The organism is Paenibacillus sp. 1781tsa1, assembly GCF_024159265.1.
In the GTDB taxonomy this organism is placed as follows: Bacteria; Bacillota; Bacilli; order Paenibacillales; family Paenibacillaceae; genus Paenibacillus.
Window position 1 is genome coordinate 4,523,745 of the sequence record NZ_JAMYWY010000001.1, and the last position, 23,669, is coordinate 4,547,413.

Sequence of the window (23,669 nt, forward strand, 5' to 3'; positions counted from 1 at the left end):
AGCCCCTTTGCAATAACTCCTCATCACTTCTATTATGTTCGATCTGGCGAACAATATTTGAATACCCTTCAAAAAAAAGGTACGTTTGTGTTTCCCGCTTCTAAACCCAACCTTTGCAAGACGAGTCTGTCCTAGTCCGCTCCAGCATATGAATGTAATCCGGCAATAATCAGATTCACGCCAACCAGCGTAAACATGACAACCAGGAATCCAAGAACTGCAAGCCATGCAGACTTTTGACCTTGCCAACCTCTGGATAAACGCAAATGTAGATACACACTATAATATAGCCATGTAATTAACGCCCAGACCTCTTTGGGGTCCCAACCCCAAAAACGACTCCAGGCAATCTGAGCCCAGATCATGGCAAAGATTAATGCTCCCAGCGTAAATATCGGAAAACCGATGGCAATCGCACGATAACTTATCTCATCCAGATCATCGGCATCAATTCCATCCATCATTGGCTGTAACGCTTGTCCAAGTGGTCTGCGCACAAGAAGTCGTACAATTCCATACAGGATCAGACCTACAATAAGTGACCAAACCACCGTATTCAGCTTACGCCCGGCATTTACGCCGTTCATCCAGGAAGGCGTCTCAAGTAAAGGTTTTTTCATGCCAAGAAACGGTGTCATGCTCTCCACTTCACTATTATATGGAGCAAAAATCGGAGGCATGCGATAATTCACTTTCTCTATTGTACTATTTTCCTGTACCTCCGTGTCAATGCTGACCGTTTTCTGCACAAAAACTGCCTCATAACCAGCTGCACGAAAGGCAAATACCGTTCCAATAAATCCGATAACGACGACGATCGTAACTAGGGTGAATTCAACCCATCCTCGTTGCCGTCTTGAAGACTTGTCTTTACCACTGAAATCAACGGTACGAAGCAGATACATGAACCCTGCGGCAAACCCCACGGCGAAGAATGCTTCGCCAAGAGCGGCCAACGTCACGTGAATTTTCAGCCAGATGGACTGAAGTGCCGGGATTAACGGCTGTACCTCCTGGGGAAATACAGCAGCGTAAGCCATTATAATGATGGTAAGTGGTAAGGCAAACAAACCCAGTAGTGACTTCCGATATATGGCGTATACAACGATAAATGCAACCATGATCATCATGGACAGAAAAGACATGAACTCGTACATGTTACTAACCGGGATATGCCCTGCCCCAGCCCATCGGGTTGCAAAGAATACTAGATGTGCCGCCAAAGCGACAGTCGAGGCAATGAAAGCTCGTTTACCCCAGCGATTCATATGGTCCAGAGGATCACGATTGCTCCATTTTTTGCCCATTACCGCAACACCATATAAAAAGAATGCGGCACAATAGAGAAAGAAAGCTACGATAAATGCGTCGCTGCTGAAATCCAATAAATTCATGCTTGGTTCCCCCCGTTATCCAACGACTTCTCTTCCACTTCCAAATTCATTTGTTTCAAAACAGCCGCCACTTCACGCCTGAAGCCAAACCAGTTTTTGTTGGTATGTCCACCCAAGGTAAGCTGTTGATCATCAAAACGAATCCAGATGCGGCGATGATGCCAATAAAAACCCATGACCAGACCCAACATGACAATGCCGGCTCCTACCCACACAAAAGGCATTGCTTTATCCACGCGTATATTGAGATAACTTACGGATTGAATAATATCAACCTTGTCCATGCTGTCTACTTCCAACTGTAAAGGAATCTCTGTTCCAATCAGCTGTTGGTTAATTGCATCCTGCTGAAACCGTTGTTTATCAATCTGCTTCGCAAAATAAAGATATTGTATCCCTTCTTCCGGCAGATTCGGTCCCTTAATGAGAAAGAGAAAAGCAGGTGCATTAGGTGAAGGCGATTTTGATTTGGGCTGTCCATTCTCATCCAATCCAAAGTCCATGAACTTTTCCTTTACAGTCAGTTCATAAGGACCCGCTTCAAATGTTTTTTGGGTATCGACCATATCAATCTTAATCGCCCCATATACTTCACCAGTCTTTGTATTGACCAGATCCGGCGTTACGGACCGAATGGTGGGTGTTAGATCATAATCAAACTGATATGCTTTCAGACCGTTATAATTTAATGGATGATTCACACGAACATCATGTCTAGCCACCTCAGCTAATTGAGGTTTTTTCGAAAGATCCGAACAATCTGCTGTACATTCATATAAAACAACTTTTGTTTCGAACAGTTTTGGAACGGTCTTATTCAGGTTACGGAATTGCTCAGGTACTTCTTCCTCACTGTAAAATTCAACATTAAACTGTTCATTTTTCAGATACATCGACGTATTCGGGATCTTTTTAATCTCACCTTCCGGAAAAGCAACATGCTCATCCAGATTCAGGCCAGGCAGCCCTCGTGCGAGCACCGCCAGCAGAAATATAATGAGTCCAATATGGATGACATATGGGCCCCATCGACTGAATCGCTGTTTCTCGGCGAGCAAAGCATCACCCTGGGTGTGCACTCGGTAGCCTTTCTTTTTAAGCGGCGTAACCGCTTTCTTAATCCAGTCTTCTGGTGCCTCTTCGATAGATCCTTGGTACACCAGACGCTGTCTCGTCAGAAATTGCGTATGTTTACGTATTTTCTGTTTATTCAGTGCTTTGTAGAGCGGTAGGACGCGATCCAGACTGCATATCACCAATGATGCACCAATCAGCACCAACAGCAAGATAAACCACCAGGATTCGTATGTATGGGATAAACCCAACAGATAATAGATATGACCCAACTGTCCGTATGTTTCTTTGTAATACACGGAAGGATCAATATTTAAAAATGTACTTTCTTGCGGATAGATCGTACCAAGCATAGAGCCTACAAGCGTGAAAACAATCATATAGACAGCAATTTTGACGGATGAAAAAAAGTTCCATATGCGGTCAATGATGTTGGGATTACTGCGCTGTGAACGACGCGCCATGCCATCATAACGCATTTCCAGCACTTCATTCGATTTAGCTTCAGACTCCAGTATCGGTTTCCCACATGCTTCACATAGTACAGTGCCAACCGGATTCTGGTGTCCGCACTCACATTTGGTATTTTGGAACACGAATAGACCTCCTGTCAGGGCTGCTTCGCCAGTTGCGAAATTTGAGCGTCAAGTGTGTCCAAATCAAGTTGCCCGATATGAATGGTAGAGATTTTGCCCGTGTCGGATACAAAGAACGTCGTTGGCATCGGAGAGATCCCGAAATCACGAACCGAGTTTTTCTCACGGTCTAACATGATTGGAAATGTAACCCCAACCTGCCGAACAAAATTATCCACGGTCATCTGGTCTTCTCCAACATTAATTCCGACAAACTGTACTCCTTGGTTCTTCCATTTGTCCGCTTGCGCCTGAAGTGCAGGCATCTCTTTAACACAAGGTTCACACCAGGTGCCCCAGAAATTGATCACCATTGCTTTTCCTTTGTACTCATCAGACGTATGAACTTGACCATCCAGGCCCAGCAGTTCAAAAGAAGGAGACTTGTCCCCTTCCTTTGGCTTGCCATTCGAGCCGGATACCGATGTGGTAATCGCATATCCGCCCAACACCAGGATCAATAACAAAATGACGATTTGCACCGTTCTTCTTGATTTCCCCATGTGCTGCTCCCCTTTTTAGTGACTCTAACACTCGCATATCATTGAACTAAGGACAACTGTGAACATCCTATGAACAATTATAGCGAATTTCGTCACAAAACTGCGGCGGTTTTATGAAAATTATGTGTCCTCACATTACCTTTTTTTCATTTTTCTGGCTGGTTCTGATTGTGCGAGAGTAATCAGGTTGTTAACTTCTTCTTTGGTCAGATTACGCGTCAAACCACGTTTCAGGTTTTGTAGCAAAATGCCACCAAACGAAATCCGTTTCAACCGGGTTACCGGATGGTTGATCGCCTCGAACATGCGTCTAACCTGACGGTTACGCCCTTCATAGATCGTAATGGAGATCACCGACTCATTGGCCGCTGTATCCACATCTTTGTACTCCACCTCTGCAGGAGCCGTCATGCCGTCATCCAGCATAATGCCTGTCTTCAACTTCTCCAGAGCTGTACCATGCGGCACACCTTTGACCGTTGCGTGATACGTTTTGGGTACGTGATGCTTCGGATGCGTCAACAAATGTGCAAACTCACCATCATTGGTCAGAATCAATAAGCCCTCTGTGTCATAGTCCAGACGACCCACAGGGTATACACGTTCCTTAACACCTTTCAGGTAGTCGGATACAATTTTCCGACCTTCCGGGTCAGATGCACTTGTGATTACGCCTTTTGGCTTGTTCAACATCAAGTACACTTTTTTCTCACTGCGGATCGGTTTTCCATTAACCGTAATCATATCCTCTTCGGGGTTCGCTTTCGTACCCAGTTCGGTTACGACCTCCCCGTTAACTTCTACTTTGCCGGACAGGATTAGTTCCTCGCTCTTGCGGCGGGATGCAATGCCTGCCTGTGCGATAATTTTTTGTAATCTTTCCATGTTTGTCATGTCACCTCACACTAATGATACCCATCACGCAAGGAAATCACAAGGATAATCCAAGGATTTTGTAAACTGACGACACGAATCTCCATTTTAGGCTACCTTCCCCTTTGAGACTGACGCAAAAAAAGCCTACCTTTACACTACCTGTTCATCACAGATGGGGTAAAGATAAGCCTTTTCATCAAACCATTTAATTGGAAACTTTGCCGGCAACCGCAACCTGTTTTTTGGCAGGCGTAGCGCTGGCTTTAATGAAAGACTGTAATGTTTTGGAAGTAATATAATAGGTACGTCCACCGTACACAAATGTCATCATACCAATGACCCGGTTGTTCTGATCCAGAACAGGGCCACCTGAATTACCTTGTGCCATGGATTTCACAATACTGCCGATTCCCTTTTTACCCGGAACATCCGAGGCTTGGGAACTGAACACTCTGCTTTTGGCTATCGTATTGTAGGTTGAAGGAAAATCTTCATCCAGGATGACCAGATCACCAGCAGGATTTTTGGGGAATCCAATCGTATAGACAACCTGGTTATCCCTCGCGTTTGCAAATGTGACCGGTTGGGCGTCTATTTCCTTGTCCAGCTTCAGCAGCGCCATGTCTGTCACCGGATCTGTCTTAATAATCTTTGCCTTTACAGGCTTTCCTAAGGAACCTGGACTCGCAACAGTCAGTGTGCCTTCATCACCATCAGACAGTTCAGCAAAACTCTGAACAACATGGTAATTCGTGAGCACTTCATCCTTCGAGATCAGTATCGAGGTACCAACATCATAATATACCATATCGGGTTCATCCTGCTTGATCAAACGTACATTCACGACTGGAAAAGAATCCGCTGTGACTGCCATTTGTGCACGCAGCTGTTTGTCGAAGTAACCTGTAAAATGTATCGTCTGAACGGCTTGAGCCGCTGCCAGCCCCGTTGACCCTGCGAGCATTGCAATGGCAAGCACACCTGACATTCCGACACGGAGCATTCGTCTCCAACTCTTCTGCATGTCTCACTCTCCTCCGCTATTATTCTAGCATATCTAATATATCGGAAGGAAAGGAGATATCTTTTAACCAAAAACGAGCAAACAAATGGCGAGGGCAGCAATAAAACCAACGACATCGGAAAACAACCCTACTTTAAGTGCGTACCGACCGTTCCTTATGCCTACAGCCCCAAAATAGACAGTTAGCACATATAACGTGGTATCTGTACTTCCCTGAATTGTAGATGCCATGCGTCCAATCATGGAGTCAGGGCCATGGGTTTTGATCAGATCGGTTGTAAACGCCAGGGAGCCTGTCCCAGTCAAAGGACGCAGTATTCCGAGTGGCAATACTTCGCCTGGGACACCCATCCAGGATACCAACGGAGCTAACAAACTAATCACAAAATCCAGTGCACCCGAGGCACGAAATACGCTGATTGCGACCATCATGCCCACGAGATGCGGAATAATACTGATTGCAGTAGAGAATCCATCCTTGGCCCCATCAACAAAGGATTCGTAAACCGGGACCTTTTTGGTAAACGCATATAATGGAACAAACGCGATAATAACCGGGATGGCCCAGACGGAGATCCAGTTGATGAAGGTTAACAAAGGTGCTCATCCTTTCATGCCGGGATTGCCACTTTTCTGTATACGCGGCGGTTTATGTAAAGCCCTATTTCGATACCAACGATCGGCGATTATAGCAGCAAGTGTAGCAATAATGGTAGCCATCAATGTTGTTCCCACGATCTCTGTAGCATTGGCGGAATGATAGTTTAAGCGGATGGCAATCAGCGTTGTCGGAATAATGGTAATGCTGGCCGTATTCAGAGCCAGTAAGGTGCACATGGCTGGAGAAGCTGTTTGTTTATCCGGATTAAGCTCCTGCAGCTGTTGCATGGCTTTGATTCCCATTGGTGTAGCCGCATTTCCTAGCCCCAGCAGATTGGCACTCATATTGGAGAGAATATAACCCATCGCCGGATGATTTTTGGGCACATCGGGGAACAGGAAGCCTACAATGGGACCGAGCAGCTTAGCAATCCGAGCCAGGAGACCGGCATCCTCAGCCATTTTCATCATGCCCATCCAGAACACAAGCACACTGATCAGTCCAAAACAGACTGTAACTCCCGTTGCCGCGCCATCAAAAGCGGCTTGCGTGACCACCTCAATATTGCCGTTGATGGCTGCAAAAGCAAATCCGATTAAGATCATAAGCAGCCAAATTAAATTGATCAATGGTTATACCCTCCCTTCAACGATGGTTCAACTAAGGAGACAACAGGTGACTTAATACGGCACGCCACGCAGCTGCCCAGGAAGAGACTTCTCCGATGCCACCCAGCGTTGACTCGGCTGTCTTCGGTTCCGGAGGAATAAAACTACCTTTGCGATACACCGGAATCGAGCCAACAAGTTTACCATCAAGTTGCATATCGATGCGTCCTGCCAATCCAAACGTAGGGTCTGTCGATTGTTTATTCCCTTCCGTTTCCGACTGGGCGCGATTTTCGTGCAGAATCAACTTTTTGGTCAATGAACTTTTCTCACTCTCAGCAAGTGGATACCAAAATCCCCGGCCTGTAACGACATCTGTATTTTGCACAGGCTGCTCTTGCTTAGCAATCTCTACCAATGGGAAATATTCAAACCCAAAATCAAGCATTCGAGCATGATCATTCCAATCATTTCCATCATTCAGCGTTACCGCGGCGAGCTGTTGTCCATTGCGTGTAGCCGAGCTGACCAAACATCTGAAAGCTTTCTTTGTATAGCCCGTTTTCACGCCATCTGCACCTTCATACATCCGCAGCATTTTATTTTTGTTGTGCCAGGAGTATTCCCAGCTTTCATTGGGGTTCGGTGCGGATTTGTCCTCCGTGGCTACGATGCGTTTGAACACCGGGTTGTGCAACGCGTAGGCAGTTAATCTGGCCAAGTCATTGGCTGTAGAATAATGACCTTCTGCATCCAGTCCATGAGGGTTCATAAAGTGGGAATGTGTCAGACCAATTTGCTCTGCCTTTTTGTTCATTAATAGCACAAATCCTTCTTCCGAACCCCCCACATGCTCCGCAATCGCAGAAGCCGCGTCATTGCCTGAACGGAGCATTAGCCCGTACAACATGTTCTCGAGTGTCATCTCCTCACCTAACTTCAGATAAAGAGACGATCCTTCTTTGGCAAAAGCCGTGGGAGACACTTTCACTTTCTCATCCAGCTTGCTGTGTTCGATCGCTACGATCGCCGTCATGATTTTGGTCAAGCTGGCAATTCGCAGTTCCTTATCCCCATCCTTGCTGTATAAGATCCGGCCTGATGTGACATCAATGAGAGCAGCGCTTTGCGCATGTGTAGACGGACCTTGAATTGTTGCTTGGGCTTGAGTAACCCCTAAGGAAGACAGCAAGAAGACAGGGATAAGCATACATGCAAGGACTTTCGTTATTTTTCGCATCAATTCATTCCTCCGGGTCACTTGGAATCTTGTACTATCTTATGTTCGGACAACTTGGAGTATGTCCCATAGGGCAAAAACAGCAAAAATCCCTCACGCTAATGCGGGAGGGATCATGACGAAATGATTCAGCTATAGGTTGATGGATCTGGTGTAACCGGCGGCACATCTGTTGTATTCGTTTGTGTTGTACTACGTTGGAACATACCTTGAATTCTGTCCAGAACATAAGGGGTAGAGTCAATGAGCTTCTCAAAGAGATGTGTGGAGTTATCGAGTGGTACAATGTGTACCCCCTGTTTACCTACCACCAGGAACGCAATAGGACGTATGGATACACCTCCGCCACTACCGCCACCAAATGGAGAAGCTACTTTTGCTGAACTGGCATGTTCAGTAGAGGTATTCGTAGCACCACTTTTGCCACTACTTTCTCCATTGACGTGAAAATCACTACCACCGGCAGCAAATCCGAATCCCACCTTACTGATTGGCAGAATCACGGTACCATCCGGTGTTTCGACTGCATCGCCAACAATTGTATTGACATCCACCATGGCCTTGATATTCTCCATTGCGGTTTCCATTAAGCCTTGAATTGGATGATCTGACATTTTAATTCCCTCCAGTTTCAATGTAAGCTTGGTTTGATCTAACCATATCATCCCCAAACTTGAAGGGACTTATGTAAATAAGCAATTGAAGTATACTATGCGTTACTCCAACCCCACATTTTCAAAAACAGACCTGATCTGATGGGAACTTATTGTACTGTCCCACTAAGCTTTTGCTTTTGCTTTTGCTTCTCCTTACGCTTGCGGCGCTGTTCTTGAAGAAGCTTGAGCCACATCCGCCATCCGCCTTCGACTTGGAGCACACGGGTTAGCAGTGTAACTCCAGCGATCAAAAGAGCTGTAATCCGCATCTTTACTCTGCAATCGAGATCTGTTCTGAACTCCATTTCGTCTGACCACACCGGCATCACCTGAAGCACGGGTGTATCATCGAAACGGATCTGATAGGTGAGAAAACCAATAATGATGGACTTGATACTCCACACCCAGCCCGTCAGCACCGCTGTGTATGCTGCATCGCCAACCCCGATGTGGGTAGACCAGGACAGTTGAGTCATATGCACATGCGTGAGTGTTTGCTTGAGCCACAGCTTGAGTGCATCGGTCGCCCTTAGCATAATCTTTACATCTTTGGCCCACTTCTTGACTTTACGCTTGTTAACCCGCTCACTCCCCTGTGCCTCCCCTCTGGAATGATTCATGGACTGTTCGGTCTTGACCAGAAAACCTTCCTTCATATTGCGAAAAACAATACTCGGGATCTCATAGTTAATCCGCACAATTCCATAGAGAATACGTACATTAATATTGGCGTAATCATCACTTTTATGTTTACTGAATGTAAAATGTACATGAACATTTGAGATGAGGACTGCGGCAATCAGCAATGCGAACAATAAACCGATTCCTCCAAGCCAAATCCACACAGGCCTTACCTCCAAGCCCTCAATTCTTTTCTCGTCTAGTATGGCACTCTGGATAGGAAAAAATTCACGTCTGACCTAAAAATCCCATTTCATATTTGTATGGATACTGTTCTATTCACCATTTATCTAAAACAATGCACAAAAAAACCGACTCCACTGATGGTGTCGGTTAGTATGAACTTGCAATTTAAAGTGAAGAGTCCGTATTATCATCTTCGTTGTCAATTTGACTCGCATCCTCTGTCAGATCAGCACTTTCCGGTTCCAGTTGTTGCAAATCCAGTTTGTTGAATAACAGTTGTGTCTCTTCCTCCAGGTTCTCCGAATCTTCGAACAAGCCTGGTTCCGGAAGGTCTTTAATTGAAGCCAGTCCGAAATAATCCAGGAATGACTTGGTCGTTCCATACAGAATTGGTCGTCCGATCGCCTCAGCTCGTCCCACTTCAATGATCAGATCCTTATTCACAAGTGTATGAATAGCCCGCTCCGATTTTACACCGCGAATCTCCTCAATCTCAACCCGGGTAATCGGCTGCCGGTACGCCACGATGGCCAACGTCTCCAGAGCCGCCTGGGATAAGGAAGTCCGTGCTGGAGAGTACGCCAATTTCTCAAAATACACAGCATGCTCAGGCAAGGTGCCCAACTGAACTACGCCAGCGATCTTTAGAATCTGTACGCCTCGACCCTGCTGTGAAAATTCACGAATCATCTCCTCAATCGCGTCCGTTACAAGTTCCACGCGCTGGTCCACGATCTCGGCAATTTGTTTGATACTTAGACCCTCTTCTCCGGACAAAAACAGCAGGCCTTCAATAATTGATTTCAATTTCGGAAAATCCATGATTCTTTGTTTCCCCTCTCCACTCCATAACGATATCCTCAAACATCCGTTCCTGATAACAGACAATCTGCTTCATCTTCATCAGTTCCAGCACCGCCAGAAAAGTGACAACAATCTCATGGCGATAGATATGCTCGTCCATCAATTTGGAGAATAACAGTCTTCCTCCCGGCCCCATACTTTCCAAAGCGCCGATGACATCCCGTATCCGGTCCTTAACCGAAATTTCATCCCGTTTGATCCGGGTTACGGTTGTACGCTTCTCAGCCTTGCGTAAAGCCTTCTGAAATGCTGCAATCAGGTCTGAGGTGTGTAATCCTTCAACCGGATTCGATTGGGCTTCTACGGGCATATAGGGCCGCAGATCCTCGGGCTCTTTGGAAAATATAAGGCTGCGTTCCCACTCCCGTTCATGAAGATGTCGCGCAATTCCCTTGTACTTGCGATATTCTATCAGACGTGCAATCAGCTCTGCACGTGGATCATAATCTTCTTCTTCCATAAAATCATAATCCTCGAAGTCTTCAATTACCGGTGGTTTGGGCAGTAAAAGTTTGCTCTTGATCGACAGCAGTGTTGCTGCCATGACCAGAAATTCACTCGTAATATCCAGTTCCAGTTCCTGCATCGAATGCAAATACGCCATGTATTGATCGGTAATATCGCTGATGGGAATATCCTGGATATGAATTTCAGCCTTATCAATCAGATGAAGCAGCAGATCCAAAGGCCCTTCAAAAGTCTCCAGTTTGTATGTAACTACCGTCACTAGACGAATCCTCCCGCCAGAAAAATACAAAACCCTGCCAAGCCGTCCGAATCCGGTCTCCCGTCTTCGTCTGCGCATAGCAGGGCACTACTATTAAATAAGCACTATTTTAGCTGTTTCGTCAAGTTTGCCATTTCAATTGCCGCCGTAGCTGCATCCCAACCTTTGTTACCCGCCTTGGTTCCGGCACGTTCAATCGCTTGTTCAATATTTTCTGTCGTAACCAATCCGAAGATCGTAGGCACGCCAGTTTTCAGGTTAATTGCTGCTACCCCTTTAGCCATCTCGTTGCACACATAATCGTAATGCGTAGTTGATCCACGAATGACTGTTCCCAGGGTAATTACCGCATCATATTTGCCGCTCTCCGCCATTTTCTGCGCAATCAGAGGGATTTCGAACGCTCCTGGAACCCAGGCTACATCCACTTCATCATCCTGCACACCGTGACGTTTGAATGCATCGAGCGCTGCGCTAAGCAATTTACTGGTGATAAATTCGTTGAAACGTCCAACGACAACTCCATATCTGGATCCTTCTGATACTAAATGTCCTTCAAAAAATTGTGGCATTCAAGTCATCTCCCTAACGGTATAATGTAATGTAAGTAACGGAAATCCCTAATTAATCTCTTCCATAAATTACATGGTGAACGTTGTTCATCTAAAATATATTTACTGTTCGTTCTGCTCGATATCATCAAACTTGAGCATATGTCCCAGCTTGGCTTGCTTCGTATGAAGATACACCGTATTGTCCTCGTTCTCTTCCATCTGGATCGCAACACGCTCCACAACTTCAAGTCCATATCCTTCAAGACCTTTAATTTTACGAGGATTGTTCGTTAACAGTCTGATCTGACGAACCCCAAGGTCTTTCAGAATTTGGGCGCCAATCCCGTAATCACGCAAGTCGGCAGCAAATCCCAGCTTCAGGTTTGCATCCACGGTATCCACACCTTCCTCTTGCAGCTTGTAGGCTTTGAGTTTGTTGATTAGTCCAATGCCCCGACCTTCCTGTCTCATATAGAGCAGTACGCCGTTTCCTTCCTCGTGAATCTGTTTGAGTGCCGCATCAAACTGAGGACCACAGTCACAACGATGGGAATGGAATACATCGCCAGTCAAACATTCAGAGTGCACACGTACAAGTACGGGTTTGGAACCATCTATTTCACCTTTAACCAAAGCCACATGCTCCTTGTTATCCACAGCGTTTGTATAAGCCACCGCTTGAAACTCACCAAAGTCCGTTGGCATACGTACAGCCACTTCACGCTGAACCAGCTGCTCTTTTTCGTTACGGTAACGAATCATGTCTTGAATACTGATCAGCTTCAGATCATGTTTGCGGGCAATCTCCTGCAGATCCGGAAGTCTGGCCATTGTGCCATCTTCCTTAATCACTTCACAGATAACGCCTGCGGGATACGAACCACACATAATGGCCAAATCTACCGCCGCTTCTGTGTGCCCGGCACGACGAAGTACGCCGCCGTCTTTTGCAATGAGTGGGAACATGTGACCAGGCTTACGGAAGTCCCCGGCTTTCGCCTCAGGATCGATCAGACCTTTCACGGTTATAGAGCGTTCATGTGCCGAGATACCTGTGGTCGTATCTTTGTGATCCACAGAGACGGTGAAAGCTGTTCCATGGAAATCCGTATTTTGTTGAACCATCGGTTTCAGGTTAAGTTCGTCCGCACGTTGTTGTGTAATCGGAACACAGACCAGCCCTCTACCTTCAGTAATCATGAAATTAATGACTTCAGGTGTCGCCTTTTCGGCCAAAGCGATAAAATCGCCTTCATTCTCCCGATCTTCATCATCCACAACAATGACGGGTTTACCACGCATGAGATCATATATGGCTTCTTCTATCGTGTTCAGAATGGATTGTTCTGACATTGGTCCACCTCCAGTTTATTTCTGTTCTCTTTCTATGCAAATCCGTGATTGGAGAGGAAATCTTCACTGATGCTGCGCGGCTTGCCAGCACCAGTCTCCCGATGTCCTCTCCCATACTGGAGCAGATGATCCACATATTTACCCAAAATATCGCATTCGATATTAATGGTATCCCCTGTCTTTTTCACATTTAGTACAGTTTCACCAATGGTATGCGGGATAATGGAAACCGTGAATGAGGTATCCGATGTATGGACAACGGTCAAGCTAATGCCATCCAGTGTAACCGATCCTTTGGGGATCAGATATTTGAACAACTGGTGATCATCCGGCTTGATCTCAAACACAATCGCATTCTGATCACGTGTTATACTGCCAATCACTCCAGTACCATCGACGTGGCCCTGAACGATATGTCCACCAAAACGACCGCCTGATTGCATGGCCCGCTCCAGATTAACTTTACTGCCAGATTGCAGCTGACTGAGATTGGTATGGCGATACGTTTCAGGCATTACATCGGCGGTAAAACCTCCACCTTCCAGCGTTGTCGCAGTTAAACATACTCCGTTCACTGCTACACTATCACCAATCTTCAGATCGTCCATGATGGCGGAAGCTCCGATATTCAGGACCATCGCTTCGCCTTTCCGACTAATACGCCGGATCTGACCAACTTCTTCCACCAAACCGGTAAACATGCTGCCGCCTCCCTTGTTTAATATATATAGAACCAACTTACTATTTTAAAATTCATTTATTTATTCAGGCCACACTGGAATACCGCCAATGCTGATATTATCTCCAACTTGTTCGATCTCCAACTGATTCAATTGAATTGCCTGATTCATACGTTCCACACCCTCGAAGCGGAAGCTGCCAGGTGTATCATAACCGCCTACAATCTTAGGAGCGATAAACATGAGCAGTCGATCGACCAACCGTGCCTCCAGCATGGCTCCATTCAAGGTGCCCCCACCTTCAAGCAAAATCGAACCAATCTCACGCTCACCCAACTTGCTAAGTCCGCTTAACAGATCCACGCGTGGTCCAGGACCACAGCGGATAATTTCAACACCATAGGCTTCCAAACGTTCAGCAGCTTCAGGACTCGCTTCGTCTGTTGTCAATACCCATGTTGGAGCTAGTCCATCCTTAACCATTTTGGCACCTACTGGAAGACGCAACTTGGAATCCACTACGATACGTACCGGGCTGATGCCTTCCACTTGCAAGCGGGTTGTAAGCTCCGGATTATCCGCGATCACCGTTTCGACACCAACCATAATGCCTTGGTGACGATGACGAAGGGCATGCACAATCTCACGAGCGGACTCGTTGGAGATCCACTTGCTGTCTCCGCTGCGAGTAGCAATTTTTCCATCCAAGGTAGTAGCCGTCTTCAGTGTCACGAAAGGGAGACCCGTTGTAATAAATTTAATGAATTTTTCATTCATGCGTCTTCCACGCTCACGCAGTACGCCAACTTCAACTTCAATGCCTTGTTGACGAAGCATGCTTATACCTCTGCCGGATACTTGCGGATTTGGATCTTCACAACATACCACAACACGTTTTACCTTTTCATGAATCAGGCGTTCACTGCAAGGCGGCGTCTTGCCATAATGACTGCAGGGCTCAAGTGTAACGTATACCGTACTGCCTTCTGCATCGCTGCCTGCCATGTTCAGTGCATGCACCTCCGCATGACCGGTTCCACGTTTCAGATGGCTCCCCAGACCTACAATACGACCCTCTTTCACAACTACACATCCAACAACCGGATTAATTCCCGTCTGTCCCTGTGCTCGTTCCGCCATATCTAGTGCCAGTGCCATATAAAATTCATCATTGATCATTTCCAAATCCGTTCACCCCGCGGTTTAAAGTCTTGTTTATTAAAAAATCCCCGTCGAACAACCGTTCGATGGGGATGATGAGAGACAAATGTCAACAACAGGAGTCAAATGGATACAGCACGCCAACACTTTGCCCAAAACTTCATTTCGGGCAAATGAAAATAGACACATACCTTAATCAACATCAATTACAGGTAAAGAGCTTTTTATAGTGTGGCATATGTATGGAACTGTCCGGCGTAACCGGATCTTCCCTGCACAGTGCAAGACATTACAAATCGTGACTGTACAGCAACTCCTGCTGAATGCAAACCTGTTAGGTCTGCACCTCTCCTTCTCCCATCCAGACTATACTGTCGGTTCTGGAATTACACCAGATCAGCCATCTGCCACAGGCAGACAGGTCACGGACTTTGCATCAAGTGCTGGACATGTGTCCTTACACTTCCTGCATCACCGCCGGTAGGGAATTGCACCCTGCCCTGAAGGATTGCTTTCGTTATTAATTGGATGTTAGCACTTTAATGCCAAAAAATCAATTGTTTTTTGTTCCTTTTTGTCACATACTAACTTTTAATAAGCTAAGATACAGCAAAAAAACCGCATCTCACTAAGAGACACGATTTTAGTTTACATCCTTCTCAGTTCCATCACAGCATTCTACATATCAGGAAAACACCAACGCACCATATGCTTCAAATCTTTGGCATTGTGAAATGGTAAGCGGTCAGGTTCTGGCAGCGGCGAACTGGGAAGCGGAATACCTCTCGCAACTCTTCTGACCCAACTTGTGGAATCGATCGCGATAGCCGAGCATTGCCAGCGTCCAGTCGTTCTCGGTCGAAACGTTCCCTGCAAATCGGCTTTTCCCGGCATGTCAGGAAAGACACCATCGAGATATTCAACGATGACACGTTTGTCTCTGACTTCATGACAATATACTGTCACCCATACGCCTTCCCGGACCCGAACAGCATACACATCTCCAGACTGTACCTCCCCGGTACCTGCATCAGGAGATGCCTTGGGCACTTTGCCACGAACACTTCTCTTTTTCTCCAATGCCCCTAAGATTGTGTCCTTTACAGTTGGATTCTCTTCAGGCTTATCCGCAAGAGATATATTCGTCAGATCAAAATCATGGAATATCTTGTTCAGGTTGTTCTCATTGATTCCGACAGATGAGTCCCACCACGCGAGAGGCGCCTGTACCTCAACCCGCACATTGGGGCGCTCGTCACGCTGTATGTAAGTAGTGTATTCTGTGATCATTCCGGGATGTTCCGGCGTATCCAGTATGCCAATCAGAGCTAATGTCTCAAGCAAGTCACGGTATGCATATTCCTTTTGTGTAGGCAAAAGACGTTCCTTCTTGAGTGCTATTGCTGCTTTGCTGTAGCGTGTTTTCGGAGGTAATTCGCGCAGCACCGTTAACACCGCACGGAGTGTCCAGCGGTCGTACTCATTTGGTATTGGAAGCCCCTGCGCGGCAGCTAGCTCTCGAAGTGCCAGTACTTGTCCAAAGGGATCACCATCCAAAGGTGTTCCATTGGTCATGCGCCAATACCATTGCAACGTCGTGTCGGTTGCTTGGTCTACGCTTAATCCACAGATCTTACAAGTACTCGAAGATGGATATGGCGTGTGTTCATGGCTTGGCATACCGCTTGCAATAAGCTTGCCCGTAAGCAGCGAGCGCCAGATCATGGGTGCTGACCACAAAGAAGAAACAAAGGCCTGTGCTGCTTCATTAATCGTCCATTGATTTGCAAGTTGTTTCAGCTCAGTGATCGTTTCATCATGCCCCGGACGTACAAATCGGTTCGGTTCATGCCCTGCTGCCTCAAGCCCTTCTCGCTCCTGTGCGGATATACGATCTGGAACGACATGTCGCGATGCCTGCAGTTCTTCGTCCCACAACGTGCGATCACTGTAAATTTGTTTTAACAAGCTTAGCTGAGTAACGATATCCAAGGTTCATTCATCCTTTCCAATCATCGATTTCGAATATGTGTCATATGAAAAATAAAAAAAGTGCTTCTATAAAAGAAGCACTTCATGTTTGGATCCAGTTAAGCTGAAGGTATTAAGCTTCTACAACTTCAACAGTTTCCATTTTGTCTTTACCTTCCAAAGCGTCCACGAACTCCATACCTTTAGTTACTTTACCAAATACAGTATGTTGTCCATCCAAATGTGGTTGCGGTTGGTAGCAGATGTAGAACTGGCTTCCACCTGTGTTACGGCCAGCATGTGCCATAGCAAGTGTTCCGCGCTCATGTTTGTTCGGGTTAATTTCACAGTTGATTGTGTAACCTGGGCCACCTGCACCGGTACCGTTAGGGCATCCGCCTTGAGCTACGAAGCCCGGGATAACGCGGTGGAATGTAAGACCATTGTAGAAACCGGAGTTAGCCAGTTTCTCAAAGTTTGCTACTGTGTTGGGAGCTTCTTGATCGAACAGATCGATCAGAACTTCTCCGCCGTTTGCCAATTTAATTTTCGCTTGTTTCGCCATATGTAAATGACTCCTTTCGTATTGACCATCGTTAATGGTGCCAGAACGCATGACCCTGGGTCAAGCATTACAGCACTTTTCTTAGTGTACACCGAAAATGACTGGATCGCAAAAAAAACGGCAACTTTTTTCACAATTTAGTCCGAATACGTAAAAAGCAGACGAAAAAGGAAGTTCCCTTTTCATCTGCTTCAATTATAGAATCCCTATATCCTGAATAATGCAGAAACGCATTATCTTTTGACGAATTAGCGAGTTACTGGCTGTTTGCCAATGCGCGCTGGTACCAGGTCATTCTGAATGATATCTTGATACGTCTCACGGCGTACTACGACATCTCCTTGACCGTCTTTGACAAACACAACAGCCGGACGACGAATCCGGTTGTAGTTGCTAGCCATGGAGTAGTTATACGCGCCTGTGCAAGCTACAGCGAGCAAATCACCACTTTCCACTTTTGGCAGATCCAGATCCCAGATCAACATATCGCCACTCTCACAGCATTTACCCGCAACAGATACCGTTTCCTGAGCAGCCTCATTCGCACGGTTGGCTAGCACAGCTTCGTACTTGGATTCATACAAAGCAGGACGTGGGTTATCGGTCATACCACCATCAACGGCAACGTATTTACGCACGCCTGGAATGTCTTTGCTTGTTCCAACGGTATACAGCGTTGTTCCCGCTTCACCCACGATGCTGCGGCCTGGTTCAACCCAGATCTCAGGTACGGCATAGCCAATTTGGGCAAAATGATTTTTAACTGCGTCTGTAATAGCCTTCACGTATTGCGCAACTTCAAGCGGCGTATCTCCGTCGATATAACGGATTCCGAATCCACCACCAAGGTTAACCACTTTGAAAGCAACGTTAAGACGTTCATATACGCTTGCTGCAAATTCAGCAACACGTTGAACAGCCATCTGGAAGCCTTCAACTTCGAAGATCTGGGAACCGATGTGGGAATGCACACCGAGCAATACCAGGTTAGACTGCTTGGAAGCCAGTTCAATCGCTTCAAATGCTGTACCATTGCCAATATCGAATCCAAATTTGGAATCCGTTTGACCTGTGGAAATATATTCATGCGTATGAGCCTCAACACCAGGCGTCACACGAAGCAAAATGTTTACTTTACGATTTTTGTCCGCTGCTACAGCCTGCAACAGATGCAACTCATTGAAGTTATCAACAACAAAGCATCCAATCTCTGCATCAAGAGCCATTTCGATTTCTTCCAGCGTTTTGTTGTTACCATGGAAATGAATGCGCTCAGCCGGGAATCCTGCTTGCAGTGCAGTGAACAGTTCACCATCAGATACAACATCCAGGGAAAGTCCTTCTTCAGCTGCAAGGGCACACATCGCCATTACACAGAATGCTTTACTTGCGTATGCAACCTGGAAACCCAAGCCGGAAGCACGGAATGCTTCCATGTACTCTCTGCAACGCTCGCGAACCAATTGCTCGTCCACAACATAGAGCGGGGTTCCAAATTGTTCTTTCAGATCTGTTGCATCAACTCCGCCAATCTCCAGATGCCCTTGCGCATTTATTTTACTTGTACCATGTAAATACATAATCTGCATTCCTCACTTTTTTGTATACTGGAACAGTTGCTATTCCAATGATTTTACACCAGTATATCAAATTAGGCGGCGAGATGAATGGATTTTTCGGAAGATCATTTGTGTTTTTTACTTTTTCGCAGTTCACCGTCCGGATCATCGGACATTTTGGTGTTGTCACGTGTTTTGTTGAATGATGGACGTTTTTTATTTTCCAGCAGCGGAAGCCGGAATAAAAAGTTACCCAAGGCCTTTGCATTAAACGGTATAAAAGGCCATAGATACGAAGAATTATACGACCGGTGAACGGTGAGTGCCAATATGAGCAATGTACAGCCAACAACCAATCCCGGAACTTTGAATATCGCTACTGCTATGAGTAAAAACAGTCTGACTAACCTGTTGGCAAGTCCCAACTCGTAACTTGGTGTGGCAAACATTCCAATAGCTGCAATGGCCATATAGAGTACAACCTCATTAACAAAGTATCCCGTTTTCACGGCGATATCTCCAACGAGAATGGCTGCGATTAAACCCATGGCCGATGCCAGAGGTGTAGGCGTATGAACCGCAGCCATCCGCAATAGATCGACACCAAGCTCTATGAGAAGAAACTGCAAAATCAGGGGCAACTTCACATTTTCCTGTGGACCAATGAAGTCCAGCCCCATCGGTTTGAGCGAAGGTTCTATTACCATGAGAAGCCATAGGGGCAGCAAAAACAGCGATATGAGAATCCCTGCAAAACGAACCCATCGTAAATATGTCCCCATCAATGCCGTCTGTCTATTTTCCTCTGCATGTTCACACAGGTCGAAGAACGTCGTTGGCAAAATCATTACACTGGGAGAAGTATCGACGAAAATGACGACTCTGCCCTCCAGCAGATGGGATGCTGTTACATCCGGCCGCTCCGAATATCGAACGAGCGGGAATGGGTTCCATCCCTTGTTGATAATCGCTTCCTCCAGCTGTTTATCTGCGGCGGGAATACCATCGATATCCACCCGCTGAATTTTCTCACGGACTGAGTCCACCTGCACTTTATCCACAATATCGTCAATGTATACCACGCAGACATCGGTTTGTGTTCTCCGACCCACCTGCATAATCTCAAACTTCAGTCCAGGGTCGCGTATTCTGCGGCGCACCAATGTTACGTTGGTCAGGAGCGTTTCGGTAAAACCATCTCTGGAACCGCGGACTACCCTTTCCAGTGAAGGTTCTTCCGGTGAACGAACCGGGTAACTCCGGGTATCCATTACTAGGACCGAGCGATCCCCTTCAACGAACAATGCACTCATACCAGTAAGAACCTTGTTGATGACCGCACTCATCTTCTCGACTTTTTCCACCTGTATGTGGGGGATGTAAGAGTCGAAATAAGATTTTAGTGCGTGCTCGGATACCTGATCAGGCGTAAGATAGGTTAACCTTTTTAATACTTCCAGTAGGATCTCATCCTTGGCGAAACCCGTTAAAAGAAGCAATCCCACATGTTTGCCACCGAGCACCATCTCTCTCATATCCACGTCAAAGGATTCCCCAAGTCCGAGAACTTGCTTGAGCGTATTTTTGTTTTCACTCATCCGCGGGGAAATATCATCATTTTCCTGCCAATACTGCACGGATTCCTCGATGCTATCAGACATCTCATTTTGTTTTTTCTTATTGTACGCCTTCTCCTCTTCTTCCTTCTGAATCTCATAAGCAGACTTGTGTAACATCTCTTCCGTTATACCTTCACTATTTTCCTGGCCTGCGTGCTCCGTTTGTTCATCCATCTTCCATCCTCCTATGGCCACGAGTTACCGCTGATATATAAAAAAATCAAACAGGGAACCTGTCATTTTGCCCAAAATCATGGCGAGCAGTAAGCCAAAAAGATAAGGCTTCATGCCCAGCCGTTTGGCTAGCACGGGCAGTACATTAAGCACCTCGGTGAGTGCTGCGGCAAGCAGACCGATGAACACGCCACAGAACAAACCAACAATCGGGCTGAGCAGTAGCACCCCATGCATTTTCCAGTGCCAGAAGTCCGCCACCGTCCCGAGCAGTGAACCACCGATTAGCGCCCCTTCGTACCAGTGAGTCTTGTCATACGATTGCGTAAGTTGAGCCAACCTGGGAATCATGTCGAGCACCAGAATGAGCGCAATTACGCCACTTCCTACGGCAATTCCCCCGGCAATACCCAATACAATGCTGATTGCTCCATTAAGAACGCTCATCCGCATTCATCTCCCTACGTTCCTGCTCATGCATCCGTTCGCTTTCCTCGATGACCACATATTGATCTACATTTTGCTGGTATAGGAACATCTCCACTTCCAGCGGGGTAGGCTCCTCATTCCACTTTTTCTTGAACAAGTGATTAAAAAATACCGCCATTCCGAATCCAATCCCAATCGAATACGCCACTTGGAACAGGTAGGGATGTTCGTCCCGATGCCCAGTGAGCATCTCCACAATTCGAATCTGTACTTCCTGCATGTTCACATCAGCATGAAAATTCATAATGGTTAGGGCTGATCCGAAGAAAAGCAGCAGCCAAACCAGAATGAACAGGGACTTGGAAGGTTGACCATTTCCCGCGATGACTTCAACCAACGTATGACCTGATCCCATCAGTTCCACACTTACTTCCGGCAAGATGTGCCGAATTTGGGGAATAATCTGTAATATATCAATGAGGATCAGATTGCCATCCTCCGGTCCAGGACGCAAAAGTTCAAGCTCCAGTAGCCTGCTCTCCTGATTTTCAGAAGTGGTCAGTACATGTGCAATGTCTCCAAGCTTGACTGCCCTGCCCCTCTGGATGCGAATGCGGCTGCGCAGTCGAACGTAGACCATTGGAGTGGGTGTCTGAGACATCCATAACACTCCTTTACTGCGTAATTTAGGTTAGTATTTGAAGAATGTGCAAATTTATTACAAACGGGTTGGAAAAAGATCAGGAGGTGGGTGCGGGCGCTGCGGGATGGATCGGTCATTGGTCGCTGTTGCTCGGGGGAGGATACACGCAGACACTCCGACGGCAGACCAACCTTCTGATCGCTGTTGTCTCCAAATTCTTTTGATGGATTTCTAAGTGTTAGAAATTCGGAGACAAAGGCGAACGCTTCGCTTCTTCAGGTCTAATCTGCCGCCTGCGTTGCTTATGTATCCTTAGGTGAGACCTCACGCTTCGCCTCTTTTGACCGATTCCATCCTTCCGCTACCCATCGTCCTCTCGTTTCCAAAAGTTTGAAATAAATATGTTGGGGAGGTGGCAGGGAGGGAATTGAAAGATGAGTTTTTTGTGGTTATTTTGTTCAAAGTCCCATGACTCTTGAAGTTCTTCTGCATGCCTGTACAACTGTGTAGAAGTTTGGAGACAAAGGCGAACGCTTCGCTTCTTCAGGTCTAATCTGCCGCCTGCGTTGCTTGTGTATCCTTAGCTAAGCCCTCACGCTTTGCTCTTTTTGACCGATTCCATCCCTCCGCTACCCATCGTCCTCTCGTTTCCAAAAGTTTGAAATAAATATGTTGGGGAGGTGGCAGGGAGGGAACTGAAAGATGAGCTTTTGTGGTTATTTTGTTCATAAATTCAATGACTTGTGAAGGTAGCTTCTGGATATTAATTTTAGTAATTTGGGGATTTGAGGCGTAACGAAGTGTGGGGCATTATTTTGCATATCAAAAAAGTCGCCGTATGGGCGACTCTTGGATATTGGTTTTTATAAGGTGAACAATATCAAAAATTATTACCTTTTTTTCTTTTACTCAATGCCCTTCTGAATCGTAAAGGGGTCGAGTTCATTGTTTTGCGGAACTGGTTAATGTAATAACTTGTGCTGTTAAAACCGACCTCATAAGCAATTTCGGTGATGCTGCGCTCGGAGAGTTGCAATAGATCAATGCTTCTTTGAATGCGGTACTCGATCACATATTGCATGGGTGTATTTCTAAGAATTTGCTTGAAATAACGGCACGTCTCCGATCGACTTAACTGTCCGACCTTTGCAATATCCTCTAACCTAATCGGATTGGCATAGTTGAGATGAATCCATTGCAACATGTCTTTCATTCGCTTGTTTCTACTCATCTCCGATGGATCATGTTCCAGCGAATATCCGTTCATAATCAGCAGTTTCCACATATTCAGCACCGCAGAAGCAACCTTCACTTCATAAAAAGGAACTTGCTCCACTAGCTCCTTTCTAATCCGTGCAATAGCATCCAGGATCTGTTCTCCCCAAGTGTTAGCTCTTTCGATATACAGAAAAGGCAAATTAGTTGCTGTTACATATGGATGTACGTACTTTATATATAGATCCGAGGGCATTACAGCATGCGGGGACAAATTCAGACATAAGTAGATGCAGTTTTCGCTCACCCCGTGATCTTCGGCCATATGCATTATTCCACTGTTGATAAAAATCCCGTCACCTTTGGACAAAATCATCTTTTGATCGTTGATATGGAACAACGCCGTTCCCTGAAGAACGGCAACAAACTGCAATTCATCATGCCAGTGGAGAGGAATATGTCCGTGAACATGTTGAACAATAGTTGTCTCATAACAGGCTACGGATAATGTATCGGTACGGTGTTCCGTCATTTCTTTCAAATGGTGATCGATGATAAATTCGATATTTTGCATGGCCCTCATCTCAATATAGTTATATTTTTAAGTGTGATATTGATATTAATGTACCGCATTTCTCACTAATATAACACTATTCTTATATTTAAGGTGAGGCGAA

The 23,669-nt window shown here is 46.0% G+C and carries 24 protein-coding genes and 1 riboswitch; of the genes, 1 reads left to right on the forward strand and 23 read right to left on the reverse strand.

What is annotated here, in order from left to right:
* Positions 1-131: 131 nt before the first annotated feature.
* From ccsA to NKT06_RS20490, 22 genes are all read right to left on the reverse strand, one after another.
* On the reverse strand, positions 132-1,394 hold the full coding sequence (gene ccsA, locus NKT06_RS20385) for a cytochrome c biogenesis protein CcsA (protein WP_091018068.1): 1,263 nt from the start codon (positions 1,392-1,394) through the stop codon (positions 132-134).
* A complete protein-coding gene (gene resB, locus NKT06_RS20390) occupies positions 1,391-3,064 on the reverse strand; it encodes a cytochrome c biogenesis protein ResB (protein WP_253438673.1) in 1,674 nt (557 codons plus the stop codon). The genes ccsA and resB overlap by 4 nt, the downstream gene beginning before the upstream one ends.
* Positions 3,065-3,078: 14 nt before the next feature.
* Positions 3,079-3,606, reverse strand: a complete 528-nt coding sequence (locus NKT06_RS20395) for a redoxin family protein (RefSeq protein ID WP_047843577.1) — start codon at positions 3,604-3,606, stop codon at positions 3,079-3,081.
* A 135-nt stretch (positions 3,607-3,741) separates the two neighbouring features.
* Positions 3,742-4,491, reverse strand: coding sequence for a pseudouridine synthase (locus NKT06_RS20400; RefSeq protein ID WP_253438676.1), 750 nt, complete (start codon positions 4,489-4,491; stop codon positions 3,742-3,744).
* A 196-nt stretch (positions 4,492-4,687) separates the two neighbouring features.
* A complete protein-coding gene (locus NKT06_RS20405; protein WP_253438679.1) occupies positions 4,688-5,506 on the reverse strand; it encodes a S1 family peptidase in 819 nt (272 codons plus the stop codon).
* A gap of 63 nt (positions 5,507-5,569) precedes the next feature.
* Positions 5,570-6,103 carry a spore maturation protein gene (locus NKT06_RS20410; protein ID WP_062835224.1) on the reverse strand — a complete coding sequence of 178 codons (534 nt, stop codon included), beginning with the start codon at positions 6,101-6,103 and terminating at the stop codon, positions 5,570-5,572.
* 6 nt (positions 6,104-6,109) lie between these two features.
* A complete protein-coding gene (locus NKT06_RS20415; protein ID WP_253438682.1) occupies positions 6,110-6,736 on the reverse strand; it encodes a nucleoside recognition domain-containing protein in 627 nt (208 codons plus the stop codon).
* 31 nt (positions 6,737-6,767) lie between these two features.
* Positions 6,768-7,955, reverse strand: a complete 1,188-nt coding sequence (locus NKT06_RS20420) for a D-alanyl-D-alanine carboxypeptidase family protein (protein ID WP_253438685.1) — start codon at positions 7,953-7,955, stop codon at positions 6,768-6,770.
* Between the two features lie 128 nt (positions 7,956-8,083).
* On the reverse strand, positions 8,084-8,569 hold the full coding sequence (gene ytfJ / locus NKT06_RS20425; RefSeq protein ID WP_253438689.1) for a GerW family sporulation protein: 486 nt from the start codon (positions 8,567-8,569) through the stop codon (positions 8,084-8,086).
* 149 nt (positions 8,570-8,718) lie between these two features.
* Positions 8,719-9,456, reverse strand: a complete 738-nt coding sequence (locus NKT06_RS31940; protein ID WP_253438692.1) for a DUF2953 domain-containing protein — start codon at positions 9,454-9,456, stop codon at positions 8,719-8,721.
* Between the two features lie 187 nt (positions 9,457-9,643).
* Positions 9,644-10,300, reverse strand: a complete 657-nt coding sequence (gene scpB, locus NKT06_RS20435) for an SMC-Scp complex subunit ScpB (RefSeq protein ID WP_253438695.1) — start codon at positions 10,298-10,300, stop codon at positions 9,644-9,646.
* Entirely contained in the window at positions 10,269-11,069 is an 801-nt protein-coding gene (locus NKT06_RS20440; RefSeq protein ID WP_253438698.1) for a segregation and condensation protein A, read from the reverse strand. Before NKT06_RS20440 ends, scpB begins: the two co-directional genes overlap by 32 nt.
* A 104-nt stretch (positions 11,070-11,173) precedes the next feature.
* A complete protein-coding gene (gene ribH / locus NKT06_RS20445) occupies positions 11,174-11,641 on the reverse strand; it encodes a 6,7-dimethyl-8-ribityllumazine synthase (RefSeq protein ID WP_017687651.1) in 468 nt (155 codons plus the stop codon).
* 102 nt (positions 11,642-11,743) lie between these two features.
* Positions 11,744-12,976 (reverse strand): bifunctional 3,4-dihydroxy-2-butanone-4-phosphate synthase/GTP cyclohydrolase II, encoded by a 1,233-nt coding sequence (locus NKT06_RS20450; protein WP_301290044.1) that lies wholly within the window; start codon positions 12,974-12,976, stop codon positions 11,744-11,746.
* A 32-nt stretch (positions 12,977-13,008) separates the two neighbouring features.
* Complete coding sequence (gene ribE / locus NKT06_RS20455; RefSeq protein WP_253438701.1) at positions 13,009-13,677, reverse strand: riboflavin synthase; 669 nt, start codon at positions 13,675-13,677, stop codon at positions 13,009-13,011.
* 60 nt (positions 13,678-13,737) lie between these two features.
* Positions 13,738-14,841 (reverse strand): bifunctional diaminohydroxyphosphoribosylaminopyrimidine deaminase/5-amino-6-(5-phosphoribosylamino)uracil reductase RibD, encoded by a 1,104-nt coding sequence (gene ribD / locus NKT06_RS20460; RefSeq protein WP_253438703.1) that lies wholly within the window; start codon positions 14,839-14,841, stop codon positions 13,738-13,740.
* Between the two features lie 321 nt (positions 14,842-15,162).
* A riboswitch (FMN riboswitch) is annotated at positions 15,163-15,329 on the reverse strand.
* A gap of 166 nt (positions 15,330-15,495) precedes the next feature.
* Positions 15,496-16,809, reverse strand: coding sequence for a hypothetical protein (locus tag NKT06_RS20465; protein WP_253438706.1), 1,314 nt, complete (start codon positions 16,807-16,809; stop codon positions 15,496-15,498).
* A gap of 112 nt (positions 16,810-16,921) precedes the next feature.
* Positions 16,922-17,353 (reverse strand): peptidylprolyl isomerase, encoded by a 432-nt coding sequence (locus NKT06_RS20470; RefSeq protein ID WP_253438709.1) that lies wholly within the window; start codon positions 17,351-17,353, stop codon positions 16,922-16,924.
* A 248-nt stretch (positions 17,354-17,601) separates the two neighbouring features.
* Positions 17,602-18,933, reverse strand: a complete 1,332-nt coding sequence (lysA, locus tag NKT06_RS20475) for a diaminopimelate decarboxylase (protein ID WP_145148860.1) — start codon at positions 18,931-18,933, stop codon at positions 17,602-17,604.
* Positions 18,934-19,037: 104 nt separating this feature from the next.
* The gene (locus NKT06_RS20480) at positions 19,038-20,705 is read right to left on the reverse strand and encodes a spore germination protein (protein WP_253438712.1); all 1,668 of its coding nucleotides are present in this window, start codon (positions 20,703-20,705) and stop codon (positions 19,038-19,040) included.
* Between the two features lie 24 nt (positions 20,706-20,729).
* Positions 20,730-21,158 (reverse strand): stage V sporulation protein AB, encoded by a 429-nt coding sequence (locus NKT06_RS20485; RefSeq protein WP_026080996.1) that lies wholly within the window; start codon positions 21,156-21,158, stop codon positions 20,730-20,732.
* Positions 21,139-21,795 carry a stage V sporulation protein AA gene (locus NKT06_RS20490; protein WP_253438715.1) on the reverse strand — a complete coding sequence of 219 codons (657 nt, stop codon included), beginning with the start codon at positions 21,793-21,795 and terminating at the stop codon, positions 21,139-21,141. The genes NKT06_RS20485 and NKT06_RS20490 overlap by 20 nt, the downstream gene beginning before the upstream one ends.
* 44 nt (positions 21,796-21,839) lie before the next feature.
* On the opposite strand from NKT06_RS20490, the gene NKT06_RS20495 reads away from it, so the two are divergent.
* The gene (locus tag NKT06_RS20495; protein ID WP_253438718.1) at positions 21,840-22,001 is read left to right on the forward strand and encodes a hypothetical protein; all 162 of its coding nucleotides are present in this window, start codon (positions 21,840-21,842) and stop codon (positions 21,999-22,001) included.
* A gap of 656 nt (positions 22,002-22,657) precedes the next feature.
* On the opposite strand, the gene NKT06_RS20500 is transcribed toward NKT06_RS20495, so the two are convergent.
* Positions 22,658-23,566 carry an AraC family transcriptional regulator gene (locus tag NKT06_RS20500; protein WP_253438721.1) on the reverse strand — a complete coding sequence of 303 codons (909 nt, stop codon included), beginning with the start codon at positions 23,564-23,566 and terminating at the stop codon, positions 22,658-22,660.
* Between the last annotated feature and the right edge of the window lie 103 nt (positions 23,567-23,669).

What these genes read in the sequence shown, in the direction of transcription:
- lysA (WP_145148860.1), bottom strand. Translation starts at nt 18,933, where the DNA reads ATGTATTTACATGGTACAAGTAAAATAAATGCGCAAGGGCATCTGGAG.
- NKT06_RS20395 (WP_047843577.1), bottom strand. Translation starts at nt 3,606, where the DNA reads ATGGGGAAATCAAGAAGAACGGTGCAAATCGTCATTTTGTTATTGATC.
- ccsA (WP_091018068.1), bottom strand. Translation starts at nt 1,394, where the DNA reads ATGAATTTATTGGATTTCAGCAGCGACGCATTTATCGTAGCTTTCTTT.
- NKT06_RS20480 (WP_253438712.1), bottom strand. Translation starts at nt 20,705, where the DNA reads ATGGATGAACAAACGGAGCACGCAGGCCAGGAAAATAGTGAAGGTATA.
- ribE (WP_253438701.1), bottom strand. Translation starts at nt 13,677, where the DNA reads ATGTTTACCGGTTTGGTGGAAGAAGTTGGTCAGATCCGGCGTATTAGT.
- NKT06_RS20495 (WP_253438718.1), top strand. Translation starts at nt 21,840, where the DNA reads ATGTGCAAATTTATTACAAACGGGTTGGAAAAAGATCAGGAGGTGGGT.
- ytfJ (WP_253438689.1), bottom strand. Translation starts at nt 8,569, where the DNA reads ATGTCAGATCATCCAATTCAAGGCTTAATGGAAACCGCAATGGAGAAT.
- NKT06_RS20420 (WP_253438685.1), bottom strand. Translation starts at nt 7,955, where the DNA reads ATGCGAAAAATAACGAAAGTCCTTGCATGTATGCTTATCCCTGTCTTC.
- NKT06_RS20450 (WP_301290044.1), bottom strand. Translation starts at nt 12,976, where the DNA reads ATGTCAGAACAATCCATTCTGAACACGATAGAAGAAGCCATATATGAT.
- NKT06_RS20490 (WP_253438715.1), bottom strand. Translation starts at nt 21,795, where the DNA reads ATGTCTCAGACACCCACTCCAATGGTCTACGTTCGACTGCGCAGCCGC.
- NKT06_RS20405 (WP_253438679.1), bottom strand. Translation starts at nt 5,506, where the DNA reads ATGCAGAAGAGTTGGAGACGAATGCTCCGTGTCGGAATGTCAGGTGTG.
- NKT06_RS20400 (WP_253438676.1), bottom strand. Translation starts at nt 4,491, where the DNA reads ATGGAAAGATTACAAAAAATTATCGCACAGGCAGGCATTGCATCCCGC.
- NKT06_RS20500 (WP_253438721.1), bottom strand. Translation starts at nt 23,566, where the DNA reads ATGCAAAATATCGAATTTATCATCGATCACCATTTGAAAGAAATGACG.
- NKT06_RS20485 (WP_026080996.1), bottom strand. Translation starts at nt 21,158, where the DNA reads ATGCGGATGAGCGTTCTTAATGGAGCAATCAGCATTGTATTGGGTATT.
- ribH (WP_017687651.1), bottom strand. Translation starts at nt 11,641, where the DNA reads ATGCCACAATTTTTTGAAGGACATTTAGTATCAGAAGGATCCAGATAT.
- scpB (WP_253438695.1), bottom strand. Translation starts at nt 10,300, where the DNA reads ATGGATTTTCCGAAATTGAAATCAATTATTGAAGGCCTGCTGTTTTTG.
- NKT06_RS20470 (WP_253438709.1), bottom strand. Translation starts at nt 17,353, where the DNA reads ATGGCGAAACAAGCGAAAATTAAATTGGCAAACGGCGGAGAAGTTCTG.